Origin of the sequence: Clostridium beijerinckii HUN142, assembly GCF_000621745.1 — a bacterium.
GTDB lineage: Bacteria > Bacillota > Clostridia > Clostridiales > Clostridiaceae > Clostridium > Clostridium beijerinckii_A.
This window is the reverse complement of sequence record NZ_JHXK01000033.1, coordinates 21,187-45,874: the sequence shown is the minus strand read 5'-3', so window position 1 is coordinate 45,874 and position 24,688 is coordinate 21,187. Positions and strand designations below refer to the sequence as shown.

Here is a 24,688-nt window from a genome sequence, read left to right as displayed (position 1 = left end):
ACTAGTTGATGCATCAGGCGAAATACATCCTGGCTTAATTCCTACAGGAATTCCTATGTTGTGCACAAATCAAGAAGATTTAAAAGTACTTCTTAAAGCTGCATTAGAAAAAGGCTGCGATGTTATAGATTTCCCTGTTGAAGGTCAGCAGACAAAAAGTTATAAAGAATTTCTATCTATTACACGAAGTATAACCTCAGAAGATACGAAATACCTTGGAATAGCATTAGTTGGTGCAAAGAAGACAATTAGCAAACTCACTGGAAAATGTGACATGATAAAATAGTAAAAGTGTAGAGTGGATATTACATTTCAAATATATTCCACTTTATTAAATTTATATAATCAATTCCATTCTAGGAATGTATAAACTCAATAATCAATAACTTAAGTAAACCTATGATTAGTCCCAAAATTGGGCAATACGTTTTGCATCTTCATAACCTTGTTCTCGACCGCAAGCTGCGATTACAGGTCGTATTCTAGGATCAACTGGGTTTCCGCCAAGTTGTTGTAATGCTTCATAAATTTTTTTGTCAGGTTTCACTAATTCGACTTCAGAACCAGATTTCTGCAAACTTTGAATCTGGTCTTCAATCTTAAACGGGGTTTGTACTGGAAGCCCCACCGATAAAATAAGAACTTTGCTAGCTCCTTCAGCTATATCAGCGTTCTCCATTGAATGAGCTCCACCATCTAAATACTTACGAGAGCAGATAGTAGTTGGCGGCCATACTCCTGGGAGAGAAGAACTCGCAGATGCAGCTTTAATCAATTCAATACCAGAGTTAGATCCCAAAACAACTCTTTGAGATGTCGCAATATCAACAGCCACGATACGCAAAGCCTCCGCCCATTGACAGTCACCTATAGTATTTCTAATACGCGATAATTGTTCGCTCTCAGCCATGGTTTTTGATTCAATGGCCAACTTTCCTATCCTATCAATCCATTCTTTTGGTGTCTTGGAGGAAACAGCTATTTCATCATATTTTTCAAACAGCGAACCAAGATTCCCCGAAGGACTCTCTTTCTGCGATTGATATTTTAGATTTATTAATTTTTCCCAAATATCATCCCAAGAAATTCTTGAGGCAATCACAGCTCCAACTTGGGATCCAGCTGAAGTGCCTACAACCAAATCAGCAAAACGTGTATCAATTCCACCATCAGCAAGACCTGCTAAGTAGCCTGTTTCCCAGCCAATCCCCATACTTCCGCCACCTCCGAGAACAAGAGCCTTTTTGTGTGCAAGTTGGTTATCATTTATTTTTAATACTTCATTCATTGTTATTCTCCTTTAAATATTATTTAATTCTATCTTTATATTTTTTTATTTTATTATTATTTTCTATCTCCTTTCTATATTATATATAGCTTATTTTCTCTATCTGAATCATCTATCTCATAATAGCAAAATGAACATGACAATAGTTTGTCATGTTCATTTATATTTATTTAAAATATTTTCTACACGAATTTTTAAATCTTCTATAACATGTTTAGGTGATAAAACTTCTACCTTATCTCCAAAGCTTAATATAAGTTGCATTATGAATTCATAATTTATATATGGCATATCTATTTTTATTCGATTATCATTAGTTATTTCATAGGAACTAAATTCAATATAATCAATTAACTTATATTCAAGAGAACGATCTATTAACATAGTTACAGTATACCTATCATTAAAGAAATCCTTTTTTTTAAGTTTTTCTTCCGGAATATCTCTAACATTAAAAATAGTATCTGACAATATGATATCCGTCATTCGTGTAAGTTTGAATAATATAAAATCATTTTCTTCTTCACAGAAGCCCAAAACATTCCATGCTGATAATCTAAATATAACAAGATATGGTTCTATATTTCTTTCATAAATACCAGTTTTTGAATAATAACGAAAAGATAGTTCTTTTCTTTCATTTATTGCTTTTCTTATTACTTCAATTTTTTCCTTTAAGCTAGCCTGATGAAATGAAGCTAAGTCAATAATAATGTTGTTAACTGATATAACATCTTCTTGTTTTGGGTTAAGCTTTTCTAAAAGTAAATCAATATTTTTATCTATAAACATGCTTTGTATACTTTTTAGTCCAATTAAAATACTCTCAAGTTCATTTTTAGTTAATACACTTTTATCTAATTTGTATTCCTTAACAATCCCTATTCCACCATCTCCACCTTGAAAAGTTATAATTGGTACTCCAGCTTTACAAATATCTTCAATATCTCTATAAATAGTACGTATCGATACTTCAAATTTTTCAGCTAAATATTTAGCTTTTATTTTCTCACTATTTAAGAGAATTGTTATTATTCCAAGTAAGCGATCAATTTTCAATTATAAACACTCCTTTACATTGAAACGACATTTATTGTGCTAATTTCATTTAAAACTTAGTATAAATTTAACTTAGTTAGACAAATTTTCTATCGATAACTTTTTTATTATCGTTCGTTAATTATAGCACAAATTGTAAATGTTAAATTATTTAATTTTTAAAGAACATCCTAAGTTTATCTCTATATTAGCTAGGACAAATTTAAGATGCCCATTTTTTACACGCCTGCATCACTTCTCAACAAACCATATAATAAACCTAACTATCACTCTCTATAATCATATAAATGAACCAAATTTCTATAGTAACTATTTTTCGTTATATTTAAGGTGCAGCCTTTAATACAATTACTACACTAATCACCAAAGAAAGTGTTAAATAAAAATTTACTTACTAAAGTATCCTGGGTATTGTCTTTCTTACACCCTTGTTGATGTTTTTTTTTGTATAAAATATCACTATATCCTTTTATGAATATTATAATTGTGATAATGCTAGATAAAAGGTCTGTTATAGGTTGAGCGAACCATAGTCCGTCTTGACCAATTACCTTTGGTAAGAAAAATATAGTTAGTGCTAATATCACTGATTGCCTTGATATGCTTAATAATACGGCCGTTTTAGGTTTACCTGTAAGCATCATGAATCCAGCTCCAAATGTAGGAATAGAAACAAGAAAAATAAGCACTGTATATTTTTTTAAGCCATTTATAGAAATATTCACAAGTTCAGGGTTCTGCGTAAAAAGACTAACTGCGAATTTGGGAAATAGCTGCATAATTATAGTACCAACTGCCAAGAATCCAGTGCTAAAAAAAACAGCAAGGGCAAGAGTCTTCAGCGTTCTGTCATAGTTCTTTTTGGCATAATTATAACCGATGATTGGCTGGAAGCCCTGGGCTATTCCATAAACTGGCATCAAAAATAACATTGTAATGGAGTTTAGTACAGTCATTGCTCCAATTGCCAACTCTCCACCATATAAGTTTAAAGAATAATTGCTTACAATTTGTGCAATACTTATGGATATTTGATTAGAAAATGGAACTAATCCAATTAAAAAAATATCCTTTATAATTAAAAGATGTAATTTAAAATTGCTCTTTTTAAGCATTAAGGTATTTTTTAATTTTATCAAATAATAAAGTCCAAGAATTACTGTAGTAAACTGAGCAAGTACAGTTGCAATAGCTGCTCCTTTTATGCCCATGTGAAATACATATATGAATAAGGCATCAAGAAATATATTAAGAATGCACCCTGTAATTGTAATCACAGCTGAAAATATAGGATTACCGTCAGAGCGAACGATAAAAGGCAGAGAAAATCCCAGCATATTAAAAATAGTACCAGCCATGATGATTGTAATAAAATCTTTGGTATAAGATAATATTTCACCGTTTATACCGAGCCATCCTAATATTGAATTTTGAAATATCAGATACAAACTGGTGACCAAAAGCCCTAAAACAATGCTTAGGGATAATGCATTTCCAGCAAAATTTTCAGCTTCTTCTTTATTATCTTCTCCGAGTTTCATAGAGATATTAGAGCTGGCACCCATTGATATAAGAGCAGATAGCGCTACGACAATTAACGTAATAGGCATTGTAAGGCCAATTCCAGTTAAGGCTAGAGTACCGACTTTTGGGATATTTCCTATAAACATCCGATCAATTACTATATAAAGTGAATTAATCAATAAACTTAGTACTGTTGGAACTGAATATTGTATAAGTAATTTTCCAATAGGCTTTTGTTCAAGTTCTTGTATTTTGTCCATTATGTAACTTCTCCTTTAGATATATTAAAGATATATAATATCTGCAATCCCAATATAAAAACCCATATAATATGGGTAAATATTTACTCTTTGTTGGTTTTACAGTTTGATTTATTTTGAGTCAGATCATATAGTTTTTTATCTTCTAGATAATTTTCTAGTACATTTTCAGCTTCTGCCATTACTTTTTCAATCAAACATTTGCTATTTTCATTTAAATTGCAAACAAATAATGAGCCAGTTCCTTCAGTTGCTTTAATAACATCCATAAAAGAAATAGACTTTATGTTTTTACGTAAAACGTAACCTCCATTTGTACCTGGTGTTGACTCGATTAAATCAGCTTTTACCAGCTGAGTTAAAATTTTCGAAAGATATGTAGTGGATACATTAAAGTGTTCAGCCAGAGCACTGACGCTTAATTTCTCACTTTTGGCATTTTCCATCATATATACAATTGTATGTAGCGCATAATTTGTTGCTTTTGTATATTTCAAATCAAAACCTCCTAAAAGACATTATAGAGTCTATTTGTCTATAATAATAAATATAATAGCTGATCTTGTCAATAATTATTTTTCGCCCTTATTTATAATATGCAAAATTAGCTAAACTTAAAATATTGACAAAATTAATTAATGTGATTATAATCGCAAACAAATAAACTCTATAATATACTTAATTCTAAAGTAACTACAAAATGAGGTGGTCTAAGAAATAGTGAGAAAAAACTGTAAGAGGTTTAAAGAATTACTACTTAAATTTCTGTTAATTGAATTTGAAAAGTTTTTAGGTATATTAAAGATATCAAATCGTATCTGATCAAAAATATATATTGAATTATGGGCTTATTATTTTTTGCCCATAGCAAAGGAAAATACAAGGGAAAATTCAAAAAAGTCTAAATTTCCCCTTGTATTTTATTCCATAAAAACTTACATAATTTCCTCTATTGTAATTACATTTTCAAGGCTATGAAGCTTTAAAATATACTCTGAATGATTAATTTTTTCAGGTAATGTTAAAGTCATTTTAAGCCCAATTATATGATTGTCAAGCTCTTTTGCTTTCTTAAGTTCTAGATTAGAAATTTTTGTTCCATCTAATTTTATTGCATTCATAAAGTTAGTAACGCCTGCTATATGCTTGAGTTCAGCATATATATCCAATTCGTTAGACTGAGCTCTATAATGTAAATCTGCTTTATGAAGTACTGTTAATACACTTAATAAAAAAAAGCATGATATAATAGCGCCTTCATAAAAGCCAATTCCAATGGCAAGTCCCATACATGCACAGGCCCAAAGACCAGCTGCAGTTGTAAGGCCTTTAACTTCATTACGCCCAACTACGATAATAGTACCTGCTCCTAAGAATCCAATACCACTTATAACTTGAGCACCCATTCTGCTTACATCATCCTGAATGTGCAATATATCTCTCATGTATTGCCCAGTAATCATAATTAAAGTTGCACCAATACAAACTAATATATGCGTTCTAAAGCCTGCAGGTCTTTTTTTTCTTCCTCTTTCAAGCCCAATAATTCCTGCACAAATTGTAGCAAGAGTAAGCCTTAAAATTATAGATGCAGTATTAACTTCCCTTAAGTAGTTTGTCAGTTCATTTATTGTATTCTCCATATAATCACCTTCATAATTGCTGGTAGCTTATTGTTAATTATAATTAAATAATTCTAAAATCTCATTTTCATTTAACGAATGTATGAATTCTCCTACGGATAAATCATCACCTAAAATCCTATTTATTAGCTCTCTTTTAGAATCCTGTAGTTCTACTATTTTTTCTTCTATGGTTCCTTGAGCAATTAACTTAATCACTTCTACTACATTTTTTTGACCAATTCTATGTGCTCTATCAGTTGCCTGATCTTCAACTGCAGGATTCCACCATGGATCAAAATGTATTACTATATCCGCACTTGTTAAATTCAGACCTGTACCACCAGCCTTCAAGGATACTAAGAATACAGTATTTTCACCATTATTAAATTCGTCAACCATCTTCATTCTATTAATTGATGAAACTGTTCCATCTAAGTATGAAAATAAGAATTTTTTTTCTTTAAGTATTTTGCTTATATTCTTTAATACAGAAGTAAATTGCGAGAATACTAATATTTTATGCCCTTCCTCTATACTTTGTTCCAATAACTCAATTAATGCATCTATTTTCCCACTACTGCCTAAGTAATTATCCATAGTTACAGAAGGATCTAAGCATATCTGACGAAGCTTAGTTATATAAGCTAAAATTTCTATTTTACTCTTGCTAAACTCAAAATCTTCGACTTTCTTTTGAATTAAATCTTTAGTATAGTTAGCATAGGTTTCATATACAGCTTTTTGCTCATCACTTAAAGGAACAAGAAGTCTTTTTTCTATCTTATCAGGTAATTCTTTAATTACATTTTTCTTATATCTTCTAAGAATAAATGGTTTTACAAGTCTATTAAGCTCTTCTAGAATTTCTGGTCCTTCTTCAAGCCTTCTATGATACCTTGTTACAAATTTCTTCTCATTATATAAATATCCTGGCATTATAAAATCAAATATTGACCATAATTCCATTAATGAATTTTCTATTGGTGTCCCAGTCAACGCAAATCTTATTCTCGCCTTTATTTCCTTAACTGACTTAGCACTTAAAGATGATTGATTCTTTATATTTTGCGCTTCATCTAAAATGCAGTAATCAAAATTCATATTATATAATTCTATGTCACGTCGTAATAAATTATAAGTAGTTAAAATTACATCATATTCTTTATATTCATTAATTAATTCTTCTCTTTCTTCTTTTACACCATTGCAAATTGCAATTTTCATCGATGGAGCAAATTTCTTAAATTCATTTTTCCAATTATAAATTAAAGAAGTAGGTGCAATAATAAGAGTTTTTGAATTTGGTTTTGAAAGTAATAAGGTTATTGTTTGTAGCGTTTTTCCAAGTCCCATTTCATCACCAAGTATTCCTCCAAACCCCAAATAATCTAAAGTCCTAAGCCAATTATATCCTTCTTTCTGATATTCCCTAAGTTTAGCTTGAAGCCCATATGGCGGTTGAAATGCTTTATCCCTAATATTGCATAGTCTTTGCTTAAGTTCTTTAATTTCATCACAGCTATTTATATATCTTAATTCTTTATCCTCTAAATAATCTTCAAGATAAGCTCCCTTATTAATTGGAACATTAATAAGGTTCTCGTTTAGTTTTTCTTCCAATAGTAAATTATCTATAAGAGTCAATGCTTCTTTTAACGCTTCATCTTCTAAATCTAAAAATTCTCCATCCTCAAGCTTATAGTATTTCAAATTATCTCTAAAACTTCTAAGTACTTTTGCAGTTTCTTCTGGAGATATATTAGAAATTTTAAATTCGAATTCAAAGTAATTAAATTTACCTTTTCTAACTTCTCCAACAAAATCTGATTTCTTAATATCTTTTATTCCTTTAAATCTCTCAGAATAAAATACTTCACCATACCTTTGAAGCTTTTCTATTTCATATTTAAAGAATTTAAAAGCGTCATCATCGTCCCTTAGGAAATATAATCTTCCATTAATTTCTTCAAATCCAAGACTTTTTAATACCCCTAAAACTTCATATTCTTTATTAGTATCTCTGTAAATAATTTTATCTTTGTATTCTTCAAAAAAATTAAATTCATGTCCTTCATAGGATACCTTAAACAATAGTGAAATATCCTTCTCTTTATCAAAATAAAATCTGAAGTTGACAGGGGCAATTACAACTTTTTCTCTAATATCCTTAGATAAAACTAAATCACTTGTTACTTTCTGGATCGACGGTATTAATTCCTTTAAAATCCTACTTTCATTAGCTTTATTAAAACTCACTTTATTAGTAGCATTAAAGATTTTTAAATATGGAGATAATCGCTCACATTGTTCTATTGAAGGAATATATATTGAAGTGCCAAATAGAAATACATCTTCATTTTGAGTTAATGCTTCTGGTATCCCATTAGGAGCCTCTAAAATTATATTTCTATTCTTGCTCAATAAAGCAAAAGGAATAGGCATATCTCCCTCTATTATTTCAGATTCCAATATTCTATAAAAGAATCCATCGCCTAAAAAAACTCTATTCTTTTTTATAATATATAAAAATTCTTTAAACATCATATCAGGGATTGTTATAGTCTTTCCTTCTATTAATTTATCCTGATAACGTCTAAAATTTCTATCATGATCTGCTAAATTTTTTATGCTATTCATGAATTTTATTAATCTTCTGTCCTCATAAGAAAGGCATTGAGTTTTTATATCAAAAGTAAATTCTTTCCCATACTTAATTGGCACTTTGTTATAAACGCATGTTAAAAACTGATTAATGTCTTTAACTATATACATTTTATTGCTTTTTCTTAATCCTATTTTAAACTCCACCTGAAGCTTAGATGACCAATTATTTTTATTAATAATAATTTCAAATTTTAGTTTTTCCTTATCGGTATCCCCGACAAGTAAAGATAACAAATCATCATTAGGCTTCTCCTTAATTCTAACTTTGTTATCTTTAAGAGATAGACTGCTAGTTATCTTTCCTCTTAATTCTTCATCTTCATCAATATTTCTTAGGAATGTATAAAAAGTAGCTATTATATGCTTGCAACAGTAATTATCACGAGAAAATTCGTTTTTCTCAAAATCTAAACAACTACAATGAGTCCCTATAATTTCTTTAGTAGCATTATCAATTTCAAGCTTGCATGAATATTCACTAAGAAGGCTTTCTGAAACTACAGCTGAGTTTATTTTTATGTAGTCTCTATCTACCTTAACATTTATTTCTCTTAACAAATCATTTTTCAAAACACGTTGACCTTTTGTAAGAGATGAATTTGTTATATTCTTATTAAAACCCTCTAGTAAAATTTGTTTTATCAATGTTTATCACCTACATTTTTATTTTTAACTTCTTTAATTCTTTTAATTAAATCTACACTGATATATTGAGATTTAGAGACTCCTTTTCTAAAATATCTTATTTGTTTATAGTCACGGCCTTCAATGTTTATATCTAATATATCAATTCTTTCCGCATTAAATATAGTAGGATCATTTTTTCCTTTTAAATATATATGTACTTCCATTTCATTAGGTGAGATTATTTAAATTAATAATTTCAAAATAACCCCAATGCCTCCTTTTAAAATTATATTTAGTTATTATTTTTAAATTCTTCAATTGCTTCAGCGATTTCATTTAGATATTCCCATCGCTCGTATTTATTGTCTAATTCCTTCTGCGCTTCTTCTTTCTCATGCATTAATTCATTTAGTTTTCCATAGTTTGAAGCATTCTTTGCCATATCCTTTTCTAATGAATTAATTTTTTCCTCAAATTTAGCAATATCATCGTCTATAGTTTCATATTCCTTCTGTTCTTTAAAAGTAAATTTAGGTTTATTATCTTTAGTTTTTTCTTTAAATCCCTTTCCTTTATCTGCCAAAGACTCATTATTGCTTTTATCACTTGAATCAACAGATCTACTTTTTTCAATTTCTTTTGAAATCAAAAAGTCACTATAGTTACCGTTATATTCTTTAATATACCCATTTCCTTCATAAGAGAATATTTTTGAACAAATTCTATCTAAGAAATATCTATCATGAGATACAACAATAATTACTCCCATAAATTTATCTAAAAAGTCTTCTAAAATTTTTAAAGTTTCAATATCCAAATCGTTAGTAGGTTCATCTAATATTAGAAAATTAGGTGATTCCATTAAGACTCTTAAAAGATGAAGTCTCCTTCTTTCTCCTCCAGATAATTTTTCAATGGGGGTATATTGCATAGTGCTATCGAATAGAAATCTTTCACACATAGTAGAAGCCATTATTTTAGTTCCATCTTCTACTGGTATGTATTCTCCGCCTTCTTTAACATAATCAATTACTCTTAGCTTTGGATCCATATTACTGTTATCTTGTGCAAAACATCCTATTTTAACTGTATCACCAATTTCAATTTTTCCATTGTCTATAGAAAGTTTATTTCTAAGAATATTAACCAAAGTTGTTTTTCCAGCTCCATTTTCTCCAATGATACCAATTCTATCATTTCTCAAAAATATATAATTAAAGTCTTTAATTATAACTTTATTTCCAAATGACTTAGATATATCGTATAATTCAACTACTTTTTTCCCCAGCCTAGAACCAACAAATGATATATCTACATCTTCCTGTCTTTTAATGCTTTCTTCGCTTACTAACTCGTCAAATCTTTGAAGTCTTGCCTTTTGCTTAGTAGTTCTGGCTTTAGCACCACGTCTAACCCATTTTAATTCGTTCCTTATAAGAGCGTTTTTCTTTTCTTCTTGTGATTGTTCTACTTCAATTCTTTCAATCTTTTTTTCAAGGAAGGCAGTATAATTTCCTGGATAAGAATATAGATTTCCTCTGTCCAATTCAATAATTCTATTTGTAACTCTATCTAAAAAATATCTATCATGGGTAATCATTAAAAGAGCACCTTTCCTAGAATTTAGGAATTCTTCAAGCCATTCAATGGAATCTGAATCTAGATGATTAGTAGGCTCATCTAGTATAAGAAGATCACATGGTGTTATAAGCGAACAAGCAAGTGCTATTCTCTTCTTCTGTCCTCCAGATAAATTTCCAACCTTTTCAGAATAATTCTTTACTCCAAGTTTATTTAAAATTGTTTTTGCTTCACTCTCCATATCCCACAAACCTAATGAATCAATTTGGCTTTGAGCTTTAAGTAATTCATTATTTAAAGAATCAAATTCTTCACTTTTGCAACTATTAATTTTATCTAATAATTCTTCGTATCTTCTTAAAAGTTTCATTTCTTTAGTGTCACCTTTAAATATTTGCTCTAAAACAGTTGCATCCTGATCAAATAACGGGTTTTGGTCGAGATATTCAATTCTAACACTCTTTCCCTTTACTATGTTCCCATCAAAAAATTCCTCTCGCCCAGAAACTATTTTTAAAAACGTTGATTTACCAGCGCCATTTATTCCAATTAAACCAATTTTATCTCCATCATTAATTCCTAGCGAAACATTATTTAATAATATTTTATCACTATAATTCTTGCTTATATTTTCCAAAGTAATTATATTCATTAATTTTAAACTCCTTTATGTGATTATATACATACTATTTTAACATAGGATGCCGATAAACAGAAATTTAGATTTTAAATTAAATATATATACCCTTTAAACAAAAAAAGACTATCTATATAATATAGATAGTCCAAAAATAACATACCTTGTTTCAAATAATTGCTGTATATATTAATAATTCACTTATTTTTTAGATTTTGACTTGATATCTCATATTTTTCTTCATTATCTTCTGTATTATAAAAAGCATTACAACCAATCAATAAGGCACAAACAAAAATTACTATCCCTAGCATATTTATTCCCCCTTTAATATGGATCTATTTATATTTTTATTATAGCACAATCTTCATGTAAACGATATATAAATTTGTTTTTTTACAGCATTTAAATATTAAATTGAGTTTTTATAATCCTCTATTTTAAAATAACAAGACGCAACGGGATAATTGTATTTCACATACCAATAAAGTCTTAAGGAATTTGACTTGTATAAGCTCCGAGTAATATAAAATTCATCCTTTATAAAATTATTTATTTTGTATTACCTTATAGATTAATATAAACTTGGCTGAATTTAATTTTTGAGAACATATATATTAAAATTTTTATGGAATATAAAAAACTTATTTACTACTTAAATTTTATTGTTTCATTCTTTTTGCAGAATTTTCAAAATATTATTGACAAAGCTTATATATTTTGACTATAATTTATACAAACCTATATAATTTAAAAACTGTGAAGAGGAAGAGTACATATATTATTGAAACAAAGAGAGAGGATATTTGCTGGAAATTCTCATGATATATATATGGAATGTAGCCTTGGAGTTTTTAATCGAAATCTTAATTTTTAGAGAGTAGAATTAAACGGATTGTCCACTGTTAAAAGGACAATAATATCGGTTGTTTAACCTGTATTATTAATAAGTGTGTATTTAATTATACAAAATTAGGTGGTACCGCGGTGATTATCTCTTCGTCCTATATTATTTATAGGATTGGGAGTTTTTTTTTACACAAAAATAATATTTAGTCCTATGTTAAATAATAAAATCGAACTTTTTTATTTAAGCAATAAACTTTAACGAAATATTCTAAGATATTTATGTAAGGAGTGATTCTTTTGAAATATAACGGTGCTGATGTAGTTATTAAATTATTAGAAAATGAAGGAGTTGAATATATATCAGGCATTCCAGGTGGCTTCAATCTTCCACTTTATGATGCCTTATATAAAAGCAAAAAAATCAAACATATACTTGCACGTCATGAGCAGGGAGCCGGATTTATTGCGCAAGGTATTTCAAGAAGTACAAATAAAGTTGGAGTATGTTTTGCAACTTCTGGCCCTGGAGTAACTAACCTTCTAACTGCTATTGCAGATGCCAAACTTGATTCTATTCCTCTTGTTGCAATAACAGGCCAGGTTCCGCTATCAGCAATAGGCACTGATGCTTTCCAAGAAGTTGATGCTTACGGATTAACAATTCCAATTACTAAGCACAATTTTTTGATTAGGAATATAAATGAACTATTTACGGTTATAAAAGAGGCATTCAAAATAGCTTTAGAAGGAAGACCCGGTCCAGTACTTATTGATATTCCTAAAAATATTCAAACTGAATTTATAGACTTAGAAGACTTTCCTTCTGAAATTGCACCTGAAACTCTGCCAAAGAGGGAATTAATAAAAAGCTCTACGCTTTATTGTATCGCTGAATTAATCAATAATTCAAAGAAACCTATAATTTATGCAGGCGGAGGTATAGTTAATTCAAACGCATCAGCGAATTTATATAAAATCGCAAAGAAAAATAGTATACCCGTTTCTTTAAGTCTTATGGGGCTTGGTGCTTTTCCTTGCGAAGATGAGTTAAGTATTGGTATGCTTGGTATGCATGGTGCACCATATACAAATTATCTTCTAAATGAAGCTGATTTAATTTTGGCTCTAGGAGTAAGATTTGATGATAGAGCTACAGGTAATATAGAAAAATTTTGTCCTAACGCTTCCATAATTCATATTGATATTGATCCTTCTGAAATAAATAAAGTTAAGACCAGTAGTTTATCTATGGTTGCAAATGTTGACGACTTCTTAGAAGACATACTTCCGCATATTGCAAGTAAAAGTCGAAACACTTGGAGGGAAAGAGTTAAATGTTTTAAATCTAAATATCCCCTCCCTTCTTATAAAAACACGTTGCACCCTGCTAATATAATTCCTTTTGTAGGGAACATGGTTCCTAGTGACGCAATTATTACTACAGATGTTGGTCAGCATCAAATGTGGGTAGCTCAAAGATATCCATTTAAATCGCCAAAAGCTCTATTAACTTCTAGTGGTCTTGGAACTATGGGATTTGGACTTCCAACTGCTATAGGAGCTGCATTGGCTAACAAAGATAAAACTATAATTTCTTTTTGTGGTGATGGATCTATTTTAATGAATATTCAAGAACTAGCTACTCTTACAGACTTCAATCTGAATGTAAAAGTAATTATTTTAAATAATCATCATTTAGGACTGGTACGTCAGCAACAACAGTTATTTTATAATGAACATTATATAGCATCTCAATTTATATCAAATCCTAACTTTAAAATAATTGCAGAAGGCTTCGGAATACAATCTTGTGATTTGGGAAATGAGGAGAAACCTTTAGAAAAATTAAAAGAATTGTTAACTATAGATGGGCCTTGTGTAATAAATATACCTATTGAAGAAACTGAAAATGTACTTCCAATGGTTCCTCCTGGTAAATCAAATATAGAGATGATTGGTGGTGAAAATTAAATGATTAATACTAATTTTTATCTTATAGAACTACATGTTAGAAACCATTCTGGGGTTATGAGCCATATAACTGGACTTTTCGCTAGACGTGCATTTAATTTAGAAGGAATTTTATGTGCGCAAATAGGTGATGGTTCTACAAGCAAAATGTATTTACTTGTTAAAAATGATTCTGTATTAGATCAAATAATTAAACAATTAGAAAAACTTTATGATGTTCTTGATGTTTCAGTACACCAAGATTATGATCAATCTGTATTTGAAGATTTAAATAAAGTCTTGAAGCTTAAACAAGAGGATATTTGAGAAACGATAGCAGATATTGAATTACATCTCTATTTAATATAAAAATCATGACATATTTCATAATCAAAATGTGTATAAAAACCTTAATCTATATGTATATGTCATAGTTGGATTATATACTCAAAAAATAAATTACAAGGTATATTTAAAAAAGGCTAATACAATTTGCATTAGCCTTTAATGTTTAATTGTATTATTTATTTAGAATACTAGCAACGCTTTAACATTAATTAGTAAATAATTAAATAAAATTATTATAAGTCAAAATCCTTATCTATACTAATTTAAATCACTATATTCTGTCGCGCATTTCATAAATTTATTGGCAGTTTGTTGTGTAAATTCAACCTTAACTATATTTTATAAAATGTTTATATTAAGTTAATTAATTTGACATAATGTTGTCACACTTACCACTTATAATAAAAACATAAAGTCGATAAAACTTTTTTCATAAATTTACCCCTATTAAATATATAACACAGTATTTAGGATAATTTGTTCCCCTAAACAAGTTGTCCTTTTTATTTTATATTGCAGAACTCATATATTTACACAAATTATAATTTTATCCTATAATGATATTGTAGAATGGTTAAAACATTATTATAAAACTCCTATTAAAGATGATTTCTTCCCTAAGTAAGTTATCTTTTTTTATTTTACGTCACTAATTTATTCACATTAACTTCATAAATAGTAAAGAATTATTTAATATTTGTAGTTTATAATAGTAATTGTAAAATAGTTAAAACATTATTATTTTACCCCCGTATCGGTAAATGTATTTTACCTTTATAAAAACGACCTGCTCCCCTAAGCAGGTTGTTTTTATTTCTTTAATTGTTTACCAAATCTTAATTTTATTTAAGGAAACCTTTATATTAAATTAACATATTTAACATAATTTTGTAATAATTATTTGTTATAATAACATTGTAAGATAATTTCTTACTAATTATATATCCTTCTACTTAAAAAATATAATAATCATTTAGGGATAGCTTGTTGTACCAGCCAAGTTATCCCTTTTGTTTTGAAATTATCTATTCGTCATATCTTCCAAACTTTAGTCTATTCTTTAGTTTTAATAAATCGTTTATATTAAATTAACATTTTTAACATATTTTTGTAACAAATATATATTATACTGATTAATGTAAGATAATTTCTTATTAGTTCTTTATCTTTTCTACATTAAAACTACACTAATCATTTACGGATAACTTATTTTTTCAGATAGGTTATCCCTTTTATTCTAGCCAAATTAATATATTGACTTTTTTTACAATTTTTCCTACAATCTTATTGTAAAGTGGTTAAAGCATTATTATAAAACTCCTATTAAAGATGACTTATTCCCCTAAATAAGTCATCTTTTTTTATTTCCTTGCCAAAGGCTGATTTACTTTCAATAGTTTAACATCTGTAATTGGGCTGCTTTGCGTAAAATTTTCTTCCTTTGAATATTTATAAAATACTTGTAGTGATTTAATAACAGAATTTATATAAGTAGGCTTTCGTTGCGCTTGCTTTAATCATGCTACATAAGATTTAACATGTAGCGTTTTTACGTCCTCTATCTTTGTTATCTTATGTTTATTTTCTAGATACTTTATAAAATTTAAATTTTTACTTTTGTAAGTTATTATTGTCTTTCTGCTATAATTTTGTATCTCTAACTCTAGTACAAATTCTTCTAAAATATTTCTTAGTAACAAAAAAATACACATCTATTAACATAGAGATGTATTCCATAATCCAACCTATTTTTTTACTCTGCACCTCCTCTGAAGCCACTATTTAAACCAAAACAATTAGAAAAACTTTATGCTGTCCTTGATGTTTCAGTACACCAAGATTATAATCAATCTGTATTTATGGATTTAAATAAAGTCTTGAGGCTTAAACAAGAGGATATTTGAGAAATTTTAATTACTCCTCCCACATACCTTAAAGTAACAATATAATATTGCATATTAATTTTAAAATTTATTAAATATGTACTATTGATAAAATTCATAAAAAAAATAATAAGTAAAACCAACTTTTAATACGAAAACAAAAATAAAGATAATAAACAATATCTCTACTGTTTATTATCCTCATTAAATGAATCGTTCTATAAGAAAGTTTGTAATTATCTTGGGAGTATAATGTTAGCATTGTGTGAATTAATATTAACATATTTTTATAATTTATACAAGACTATTTTTATCTGTTTTATATACTTTTTTTTAAAAGGTTATTATATAAAAAGCTCTTCTAAAATATTTTTTTATGCTAAAAAAGCCAATGTAAATAACATTAGCCTTTAAAGTTTGGGTAATATATTAAATGATTTAGTTCTTTAATTTATAGATTTAATTAAATGAGCCTGATAAATACATACCACCAAAAATAAAAAATATTGCTAATACTGCAGCTAGCGCTAAGCGTAATGGGCTTACTTTTTTAACTTCACGAGAATCATCATTATCTCCTTCTGATGATTCTTTTCCAGATAGCACATAATTTGCGTATTCAGAATTTTGACTTATGTATAATTCTTTATTTTCTGGATTCTTTTTAGCCATATTTTTAGCAAATTGAAAATCGCTTTTTATCTTATTTTTAAAATCTGAATCACTTAATTTTTCAGCTTTCCTTTGTAAAATTCCACCTAAAATAGCTAAAACAATTCCTACTGCTAGAGCTACTGGAATAGCAAACTTAATATCCTGTTCATAATTTGGATTTGCAGCTGTAGGAATCATAATTATTAACATAGCAATTGAACATATACAAATCCAACAAAACGCTTTTAGAATCGCCCCTAATACGCTTAAAATAGTAGCACGTATGCTCCATTCATATGTTTTATAACGTACGTTTACAAAATACATATAATACCCCCTAATTATAAAATTACTTGATATTATATCATTATTGCAATATTAATGCAATTTATGAATTTTTTACATTCAGTAACAAAACTATAATAAGACCAATATGTTTAACATTTGAAACATATTGGCTTTATATCTTCTTAATCTTAATAATATTTGCTTTATCCACCAATTAATTCATTCTTAACATACTCATTAATATTTTCTTCTTCGCCCTCAAATATTTCTGTCAAATGTAATATTATCTCTTGTTCATCTTCAGGAAGATGTTTTATTGTCTCTTTGATTGTATCTATATTTACATCTTTCATAAAATAAAATCACCGCCTTAATGTTGCTTTATTTCTAAATCTTTTAGTACAGCTTTTTCTTGATTATATGTTACTATAAATCTTTGTTTATTATCTTTAGATTATGTTAATATTTCCTTAATATAATATTACAAAAAATTAAAGGTACAGACTTAGCACTCGTTCTACTTTCTTTTAAGATTCTCATTGCAGTTTCCATCAATCCATTCATGCCTCCTCTTTTATTATCCAATATCAATTTCTTTACAGATTTACATTTAATGTTTCAATAAAGACTTTGCTTAATTAAGGAAACTCTAATAATTCATCATAAAGATCTTAATTTCATTGAAATGTAGATAAGCTTATATACAAATTACTTATTGTATTTTCCCATTTGACATTATAACGCATTTGTTTGTAAGTTATTGTCTTTATGTGAAAATAAATTTAGATTTATATCACCAATTATTCTACATATTCATTCATATAAAGTGCTTGTTCGAAAATAAATAGACTACAAAATAACTCATAAGAAATATTTATTTAATTATTTGATATAATATTAAATTTCTTACAATAGAGATAAATAACTAGCTATATACGATGAAATTAATTATACTCACCTTTAGTGCTGTTTTCTAAATATAATGAGAAAATAGCACTAATTCATTTCTCGAGGGCATGATATTCTGAACTAATACTTTTTATATCCAATATTAATTATTGCTTTTGATTAATCTAACTGATTTTGTTATATTAATCTCTTTGTTTTTCAATATCTTTAACCACATATAACTAATAAAAACTATAGTATAGCTGCTTAACCTTACCCAATCTATTTCCTTTTCATTTAAAAGTATAAGTAAAATATGGAGATATGTTAAAAAGTAAAACAAATACGCCCATCGCTGAAGCCTTTTCCATTGCTTCCCTTGCATTTTGCGCCTTATCTTTTTAAATGAAGTTATAAATAATGGTATCATCACAATAAATCCTATAATTCCAACCCCTATATAACTTAAATATAATATTGGAAATGTGCCTTCGCTAATAATCTTTGGAAGTTTAAGTATTATGAATCGAATACAATATACTATTCCATGAGGCAATAACATAATAGATCCTATGATAGCTAATTCTGCTCTAATACTGCGTAGTTTCTTCGTTATTGTCCACTTTTGATTCAAAGCCCCTGCATACATTACTAATATGAAAAACGATACTGATATTAACCCTCTTATTGAAGTTTTTTCAAGAGTTAGAATAACCCCTTCAAGCTTTGCATCAGATGTTATTCTTAGTATTTCATAAAATGATGTGATAATTGCAATACCCACTGCCAGTGAATAATATAAATAATAATGTTTTTTAATAGACGATGTAAAAAGTAATGATAGAATCGTTACTAGAATTAATGTACAAATAAAGATCATATTTCTACTCCTTATAATTATTAATGATAATGAATATCATTAATAATTATATTTTATCATGGCTATTACGTCAATATTTAGCAATCTTTATTTTATCTGATAATTTAGAAATAAAGCCAAATTAAACTATAATGAATTTTCTTGTATATTGACTTAAAGTTAGTATATATAGGTTTACCATTACATTGAAAAAGAGATAACCATAATCATTATAGTTATCCCTTAATCTTATTTCCTATATAACTTATATTATTCTACCATTCAGCTTTTGTTCCATCATAATTTTTCCAATTTGGATTAGACCAATTAAGACCTTCCATAGCAACTTCTTTTACTTTATTTTCATCAATAATAAGTCCTAGACCTGGTTTTGTTGGTAAATCTACAAAACCGTCTTTATATTGAATAAGGCTGTGCCCTTGAGTGAACACTATGTCTAAAGATATATATTTATTTACTAAAAACATATACAGAATATAACTCTAATTAAGATAACTTTAATGATAGGAGAATGTAAATAATGTTTCTAAAAGTAGAAAATTTAAAGAAAAGCTATAATACAGGTGATGTAACCACTACTGTCTTAAAAGGCACAGATATAATTTTAGATAAAAGTGAGATAGGTGTAATACTTGGACCTTCTGGTTCCGGAAAATCAACTCTTCTTAACATTATTGGAGGAATTGATAGATGCGATTCAGGTATGGTTTCAGTTGATAACATAGATATTACTAAACTAAATGACAATATGCTTACAGATTATAGGCGAGAAAATATCGGCTTCATATTTCAGTTTTACAATCTGATCCCTAATCTTACTGTAGGTGAAAATATAGAAGTCGTTTCAAATATAAGCAAGTCACCACTTAACGTTGATGAGGTCTTAAAAGCCGTAGATATGCTTGATAAAAAGCATAGATTTCCAAGGGAACTTAGTGGCGGTGAGCAGCAGAGAGTTTCTATTGCAAGAGCTATAGTTAAAAACCCTACGCTTTTGTTATGCGATGAGCCAACAGGTGCCCTTGATTTTTCAACCTCAAGAGAAATATTAAAACTTCTTCAGACGATAAACAAAGAGTTTGGCACAACAATACTTATGATAACCCATAACACAGCAATTAGTGCTATGGCTAATAAGGTTTATAAGGTTAGAAGTGGTGAAATCGTAGAGAGCATAGTTAATAGTATAGCCATGCCAGCGGAAAGGATTGAGTGGTAATGATTATTAATAAAAAAATTAAGCGAACGATGCTAGAAAGCAAATCACAATATATTGGTTCATTAGTGCTTATTGTTTTTAGCTGTCTGCTTTTTACAATGTTTAACTTGGTTTCAATAAATCTTACGAAACTATCATCTTCATTTGAAAAAGATTATAAGCAAGAAGATGCAAATTTTATAGCCACTAAAGAAATAAACGATCTAGAAGCCTTAGAAACAAAATTTAATATGAACATAGAGAAAACAAAGTCTTTTGATTACTCAGTATCACAAGATAAAACCCTAAGACTATTCAGCGAAAATAAAAAGGTTAATATACCTGCTGTGATTGAAGGAAACGCTCTAAGCAGCGGCAATATCCTCATAGATCCATCCTATGGAAAAGCTAATAAATTAAATATTGGAGATAGCCTTAAAATTAATGATAAGAACTTTATATTATCAGGTTTTATGTCTCTTCCTAACTATATCTATCCACTAAAAAGTGAATCGGATATAATGAATGATCCCAAAAGTTTTGGAGTGGGTGTTGTAAGTAAAGAGGATTTTAATAATTTAAATAAAGGAAATATCTCTTATGCCATAAGATTTAGTGGTAACAGAAGTAATATAGATAATAGGATATCAGAATTTAAGGATTATCTAAAAAGTAGGAATATCATTCTTCTCAGCTGGATAAACATAAGCGATAATCCAAGAGTTACATATTTTACAGCAAAGCTTTCCGGTATTGATAAAATGAGTTCTTCTATGCCTATGGCTGTGCTTCTATTAACCTGCATATTAACTGGTATAGTTATGTTTAGAATGTTAAAAAGAGAAGCCGTTATCATAGGGACTCTTTATGCTATAGGCTATAGAAAAAAAGAGATTATGAGGCATTATCTCCTATATCCCATGTTCATTTCACTTGTAGGCGGTATTATAGGAACTATGCTTGGATTATTAACCTTAAGACCTATGATGAATTATTATGTGTCATTCTTTAATATTCCTGTAGGTTCATTAAACTATGATATAAGCTATATTATAATAAGTATTTTACTGCCAATATTCTTCTTAGTAATCTGCAGTTATCTTGTAATTAATAAATCCCTCAAAAATTCCCCAGTGCAGCTAATGAGAGGTAGCACAGAAAAGAATAAGATTGGCTTCTTAGAAAGAAAAGTAAACCTTGAAAGATTCAGTTTTAATACTAAATTTAAAACGCGTGAACTCCTCCGAAGCATACCAAGAAGTATATTTCTGTTACTTGGCATTATTATGTCAACAATGCTGCTACTCATGGGCTTTGCATCAAAGAGTTCAATGGATTCCTTATTAAAAAGATCTTTTAATGAAGCCTTTAAATATAATTATCACTATGTATTTAACTCTCTCCAAAATGGCAAACCAGAAAATGGCGAAGCTTTCTTGGAAATCCCCTTTGCAATGAAATACGATGATAAAACTACTTTTACAGTATATGGTGTAGATCCTGATTCTAAATATATTTCCTTTAAAGATAAATCAGGCAATATATTGAAGTCTGATCAAATCATTGTTACAAGACCATTGGCTGATAAATTTAATATAGCTCCAAAGGATACTCTAAAGCTTATAAATAGATTAGATTCAAAAGAATACACAATAGCTGTTGACAGTATTGCTGAAACTTTCGTAGGCCAATATATTTATATGCCACTAGATGATCTTAATGATATGCTTGGTTTACCTTCAGGCAGCTACATTGGGTTATGGAGCACAGAAAAAATAGATATTCCTGAAAATAAGCTATTAACAGTTGTAACAGTGGAGGATATGAAAAACGCCTTCGATATAATGACAAAGCCACTTCAAGCTGCAATTGGAAGTATAGCTTTTATTTCCTTTATAATAGGTCTTATTGTAATATACGTTGTTACTTCTCTTACTATAGAGGAGAACAAGGATAATATTTCTCTTTTAAAGGTTCTAGGTTATAGAAAGAATGAAATCTACTCGTTAATTTTAAATAGTTCTAGGTTTATAGTAGTGCTTGGCTATATACTAGGAGTCCCTCTCCTACTTGGTTCCTTAACCGCATTGTTTAAATCAATGACAAAAGAGATGAGTATATCATTCCCTGTAACTATTGACTATATCTATGTTCTGGTTGGTTTCGTCATAATATACTTAACTTTTGAACTCTCAAAGTTGTTAAGCAGGAAAAAGATAAATAGAATTTCAATGGCTGAAGCACTAAAGTCTAGGGTAGAATAAAAACAATATGCAATTAGATTTATCCGCATAACTCCTAAAAAGATAAGATTCTCTGTTACTCAGTTGCCAAAATGTAAATCACTCACTCAGGTTAGTTTTTAGATCATTATAAAAGTTTAAATCTGAAGTTTCATAAAATTAAGAAACTTCAGATTTAATTATAATCAGCTCAATGCTGATTAAGAAAATATAAATATCTTTTTATTATTAATATAAATGGCAAGTCACTATATGATCATTTTCTACCTCTTTTTCTATTGGTGTAACTTCACTACATATTGGTTTAGCATATGGACATCTAGTATGAAATCTACAACCAGAAGGAATATTCATTGGGCTTGGAATATCTCCTTTAATAATATTTATATTAGATTCCTTTGCTTTTATAGGATCTGCTATGGGTATAGATGATAAAAGTCCCTTAGTGTATGGATGAAGTGGATTCTTATACAAATCATTACTTCTTCCCACTTCAACAATACTTCCTAAATACATAACTCCAATTCTATCAGAAATATGCCTTACCATAGATAAATCATGTGCTACAAAAAGATAAGTTAAGCCCATTTCTTTTTGCAAATCCTCAAGCATATTAACAACTTGAGCTTGTATTGATACATCTAAGGCTGATATTGGTTCATCACATAATACAAAGTCTGGGTTTGTTGATATTGCTCTTGCAATTCCAATTCTTTGACATTGCCCTCCACTAAATTCATGCGGAAATTTATCCATATCATCTTTCTTCAAACCAACCATTTCAAGGAGACTTTCAATTTTTTCTTTTCTTTTTAATTTACTTAGTTTCGTATGTAAAGTTAGAGGCTCTTCTATTAGCTCTTTAACATTCATGTAAGGGTTGAGTGAGGAATACGGATCTTGGAAAATGATTTGCATTTTTTTATAATATTGTTTCATTTGTTTTTTATTTAATTTTGCAATATTATTCTCTTCAAAAAATATATCGCCAGCTGTTGCATCGTAAAGTCGTGTTATTGTTCTGCCTAAAGTAGATTTTCCACAACCAGACTCTCCCACCAATCCGAAAGTTTCTCCTCTTCTTATATTAAAGGAAACTCCATCTACAGCTTTTATAAAATTATTTTTATTAATTCCATTTTTAACTGGAAAGTATTTTTTTAAGTCTTTTACTTCTATTAATATATCACTTAGCTTTCCCATCCTCTTTCTCCTCCTAATAAATTAATAGTCTGTATTAAATAATTGCTAACTCAAAGTATACAATAAATCATTTAGCAAAAAGGCACATGCTTCTATGTGTTTCACTAAAACTGTTGTATTCAGGTATTTTATTAAAACACTCTGCTTTTGCAAATTCGCATCTTTCTGCAAACGGACATCCCTTTGGAGGATTTAAAAGAGAAGGTGCTGAACCTTTTATTGGATTAAGCCTGGCTTTTTCATCATCTTGAATCTTTGGTATAGAATTTAGTAACGCTTTTGTATATGGATGCTTTGATGAATAAAATATCTCTTCCGTTGTTCCTTCTTCCATTATTAGACCTCCATACATGACTGCAATTCTATTACATAAACTAGCTACAACTCCAAGATCATGAGTTATGAGAATTATAGACATATTATTTTTCTTTTTAAGTGATTTTAAAAGTTCTAATATCTGAGCTTGAATAGTTACATCTAGAGCCGTTGTTGGCTCGTCTGCAATTAAAAGTTTAGGATTACATGCAAGTGCCATTGCAATTAATACTCTTTGCCTCATGCCTCCACTGAATTCATGGGGATATTGATCTATTCTTTTTTCTGACATTGGTATTCCCACATCATTTAGGACTTCAATGGCCATTTTTCTAGCAATCCTTTTATTAATACCTTTATGTCTAACTAAAACTTCTATGATATGATCTCCTATTTTTTTTAATGGGTTTAACGCCGTCATAGGATCTTGAAATATCATAGCTATTTCTTTTCCTTTAATCTTTCGCATATCCTTAGCCGATAACTTAAGTATATTATTGCCATCAAAATAAACTTCTCCTGAATCTATCTGTGCATTTTGAGGAAGTATGCCCATTACAGATTTCATTAGAACACTTTTTCCACTCCCAGATTCACCAACAATACCCAAAATATCTCCCGAGTTTATTTGAATACTCACCCCTCTTACAGCTTCTATTTTATTATTTTTACTGTAAAAGTTAGTCTTTAGATTTTTTACTTTAAGAAGAGCTTCTTTACTCAT

18 protein-coding genes, 1 pseudogene and 1 other annotated feature are annotated in these 24,688 nt (G+C 28.8%); of the genes and pseudogenes, 5 read left to right on the top strand and 14 right to left on the bottom strand.

Annotated features, from left to right (window positions below):
* Window positions 1-7: 7 nt before the first annotated feature.
* A pseudogene (locus T483_RS29185) lies at window positions 8-286 on the top strand (DUF2000 domain-containing protein); the annotation flags it as partial.
* A gap of 117 nt (window positions 287-403) precedes the next feature.
* Here T483_RS29185 and T483_RS0115070 read toward each other — a convergent pair.
* The 8 genes from T483_RS0115070 to T483_RS0115035 all read right to left on the bottom strand — a co-directional run bounded on the left by T483_RS0115070 (window position 404) and on the right by T483_RS0115035 (window position 11,280).
* The gene (locus T483_RS0115070) at window positions 404-1,288 is read right to left on the bottom strand and encodes a patatin-like phospholipase family protein (protein ID WP_026887614.1); all 885 of its coding nucleotides are present in this window, start codon (window positions 1,286-1,288) and stop codon (window positions 404-406) included.
* 156 nt (window positions 1,289-1,444) lie between these two features.
* Window positions 1,445-2,347, bottom strand: coding sequence for a helix-turn-helix transcriptional regulator (locus tag T483_RS0115065; RefSeq protein WP_026887613.1), 903 nt, complete (start codon window positions 2,345-2,347; stop codon window positions 1,445-1,447).
* A 356-nt stretch (window positions 2,348-2,703) separates the two neighbouring features.
* On the bottom strand, window positions 2,704-4,131 hold the full coding sequence (locus tag T483_RS29180) for an MATE family efflux transporter (RefSeq protein ID WP_242841870.1): 1,428 nt from the start codon (window positions 4,129-4,131) through the stop codon (window positions 2,704-2,706).
* 83 nt (window positions 4,132-4,214) lie between these two features.
* Window positions 4,215-4,628, bottom strand: a complete 414-nt coding sequence (locus T483_RS0115055; RefSeq protein ID WP_026887612.1) for an RrF2 family transcriptional regulator — start codon at window positions 4,626-4,628, stop codon at window positions 4,215-4,217.
* Window positions 4,629-5,066: 438 nt separating this feature from the next.
* Window positions 5,067-5,774, bottom strand: coding sequence for an MgtC/SapB family protein (locus tag T483_RS0115050; RefSeq protein ID WP_026887611.1), 708 nt, complete (start codon window positions 5,772-5,774; stop codon window positions 5,067-5,069).
* A 33-nt stretch (window positions 5,775-5,807) separates the two neighbouring features.
* The gene (locus T483_RS0115045) at window positions 5,808-9,065 is read right to left on the bottom strand and encodes a DEAD/DEAH box helicase (protein WP_026887610.1); all 3,258 of its coding nucleotides are present in this window, start codon (window positions 9,063-9,065) and stop codon (window positions 5,808-5,810) included.
* A complete protein-coding gene (locus T483_RS0115040) occupies window positions 9,062-9,271 on the bottom strand; it encodes a hypothetical protein (protein WP_026887609.1) in 210 nt (69 codons plus the stop codon). Before T483_RS0115040 ends, T483_RS0115045 begins: the two co-directional genes overlap by 4 nt.
* A 68-nt stretch (window positions 9,272-9,339) precedes the next feature.
* Window positions 9,340-11,280 carry an ABC-F family ATP-binding cassette domain-containing protein gene (locus tag T483_RS0115035; RefSeq protein ID WP_026887608.1) on the bottom strand — a complete coding sequence of 647 codons (1,941 nt, stop codon included), beginning with the start codon at window positions 11,278-11,280 and terminating at the stop codon, window positions 9,340-9,342.
* A gap of 735 nt (window positions 11,281-12,015) precedes the next feature.
* Window positions 12,016-12,275 (top strand) — a binding site (T-box leader).
* A gap of 136 nt (window positions 12,276-12,411) precedes the next feature.
* Here T483_RS0115035 and ilvB point away from each other — a divergent pair.
* A complete protein-coding gene (gene ilvB, locus T483_RS0115025; RefSeq protein WP_026887607.1) occupies window positions 12,412-14,085 on the top strand; it encodes a biosynthetic-type acetolactate synthase large subunit in 1,674 nt (557 codons plus the stop codon).
* A complete protein-coding gene (ilvN, locus tag T483_RS0115020; protein ID WP_026887606.1) occupies window positions 14,086-14,391 on the top strand; it encodes an acetolactate synthase small subunit in 306 nt (101 codons plus the stop codon). It begins immediately after the preceding gene.
* A 2,363-nt stretch (window positions 14,392-16,754) separates the two neighbouring features.
* Here ilvN and T483_RS0115015 read toward each other — a convergent pair.
* From T483_RS0115015 to T483_RS0114995, 4 genes are all read right to left on the bottom strand, one after another.
* Complete coding sequence (locus T483_RS0115015) at window positions 16,755-17,276, bottom strand: hypothetical protein (RefSeq protein WP_026887605.1); 522 nt, start codon at window positions 17,274-17,276, stop codon at window positions 16,755-16,757.
* A gap of 164 nt (window positions 17,277-17,440) precedes the next feature.
* Window positions 17,441-17,590, bottom strand: coding sequence for a hypothetical protein (locus T483_RS31635; RefSeq protein WP_196244881.1), 150 nt, complete (start codon window positions 17,588-17,590; stop codon window positions 17,441-17,443).
* A 698-nt stretch (window positions 17,591-18,288) separates the two neighbouring features.
* Window positions 18,289-19,005 carry a ferric reductase-like transmembrane domain-containing protein gene (locus tag T483_RS0115000; RefSeq protein WP_026887604.1) on the bottom strand — a complete coding sequence of 239 codons (717 nt, stop codon included), beginning with the start codon at window positions 19,003-19,005 and terminating at the stop codon, window positions 18,289-18,291.
* Window positions 19,006-19,259: 254 nt separating this feature from the next.
* The gene (locus tag T483_RS0114995) at window positions 19,260-19,472 is read right to left on the bottom strand and encodes a hypothetical protein (RefSeq protein WP_026887603.1); all 213 of its coding nucleotides are present in this window, start codon (window positions 19,470-19,472) and stop codon (window positions 19,260-19,262) included.
* 53 nt (window positions 19,473-19,525) lie between these two features.
* On the opposite strand from T483_RS0114995, the gene T483_RS0114990 reads away from it, so the two are divergent.
* Entirely contained in the window at window positions 19,526-20,224 is a 699-nt protein-coding gene (locus tag T483_RS0114990) for an ABC transporter ATP-binding protein (RefSeq protein ID WP_026887602.1), read from the top strand.
* Window positions 20,224-22,467, top strand: a complete 2,244-nt coding sequence (locus T483_RS0114985; RefSeq protein ID WP_026887601.1) for an ABC transporter permease — start codon at window positions 20,224-20,226, stop codon at window positions 22,465-22,467. Before T483_RS0114990 ends, T483_RS0114985 begins: the two co-directional genes overlap by 1 nt.
* Window positions 22,468-22,674: 207 nt before the next feature.
* Here T483_RS0114985 and T483_RS0114980 read toward each other — a convergent pair whose 3' ends face one another.
* Window positions 22,675-23,649, bottom strand: coding sequence for an ABC transporter ATP-binding protein (locus T483_RS0114980; protein WP_026887600.1), 975 nt, complete (start codon window positions 23,647-23,649; stop codon window positions 22,675-22,677).
* A 67-nt stretch (window positions 23,650-23,716) separates the two neighbouring features.
* A complete protein-coding gene (locus T483_RS0114975; RefSeq protein WP_026887599.1) occupies window positions 23,717-24,688 on the bottom strand; it encodes an ABC transporter ATP-binding protein in 972 nt (323 codons plus the stop codon).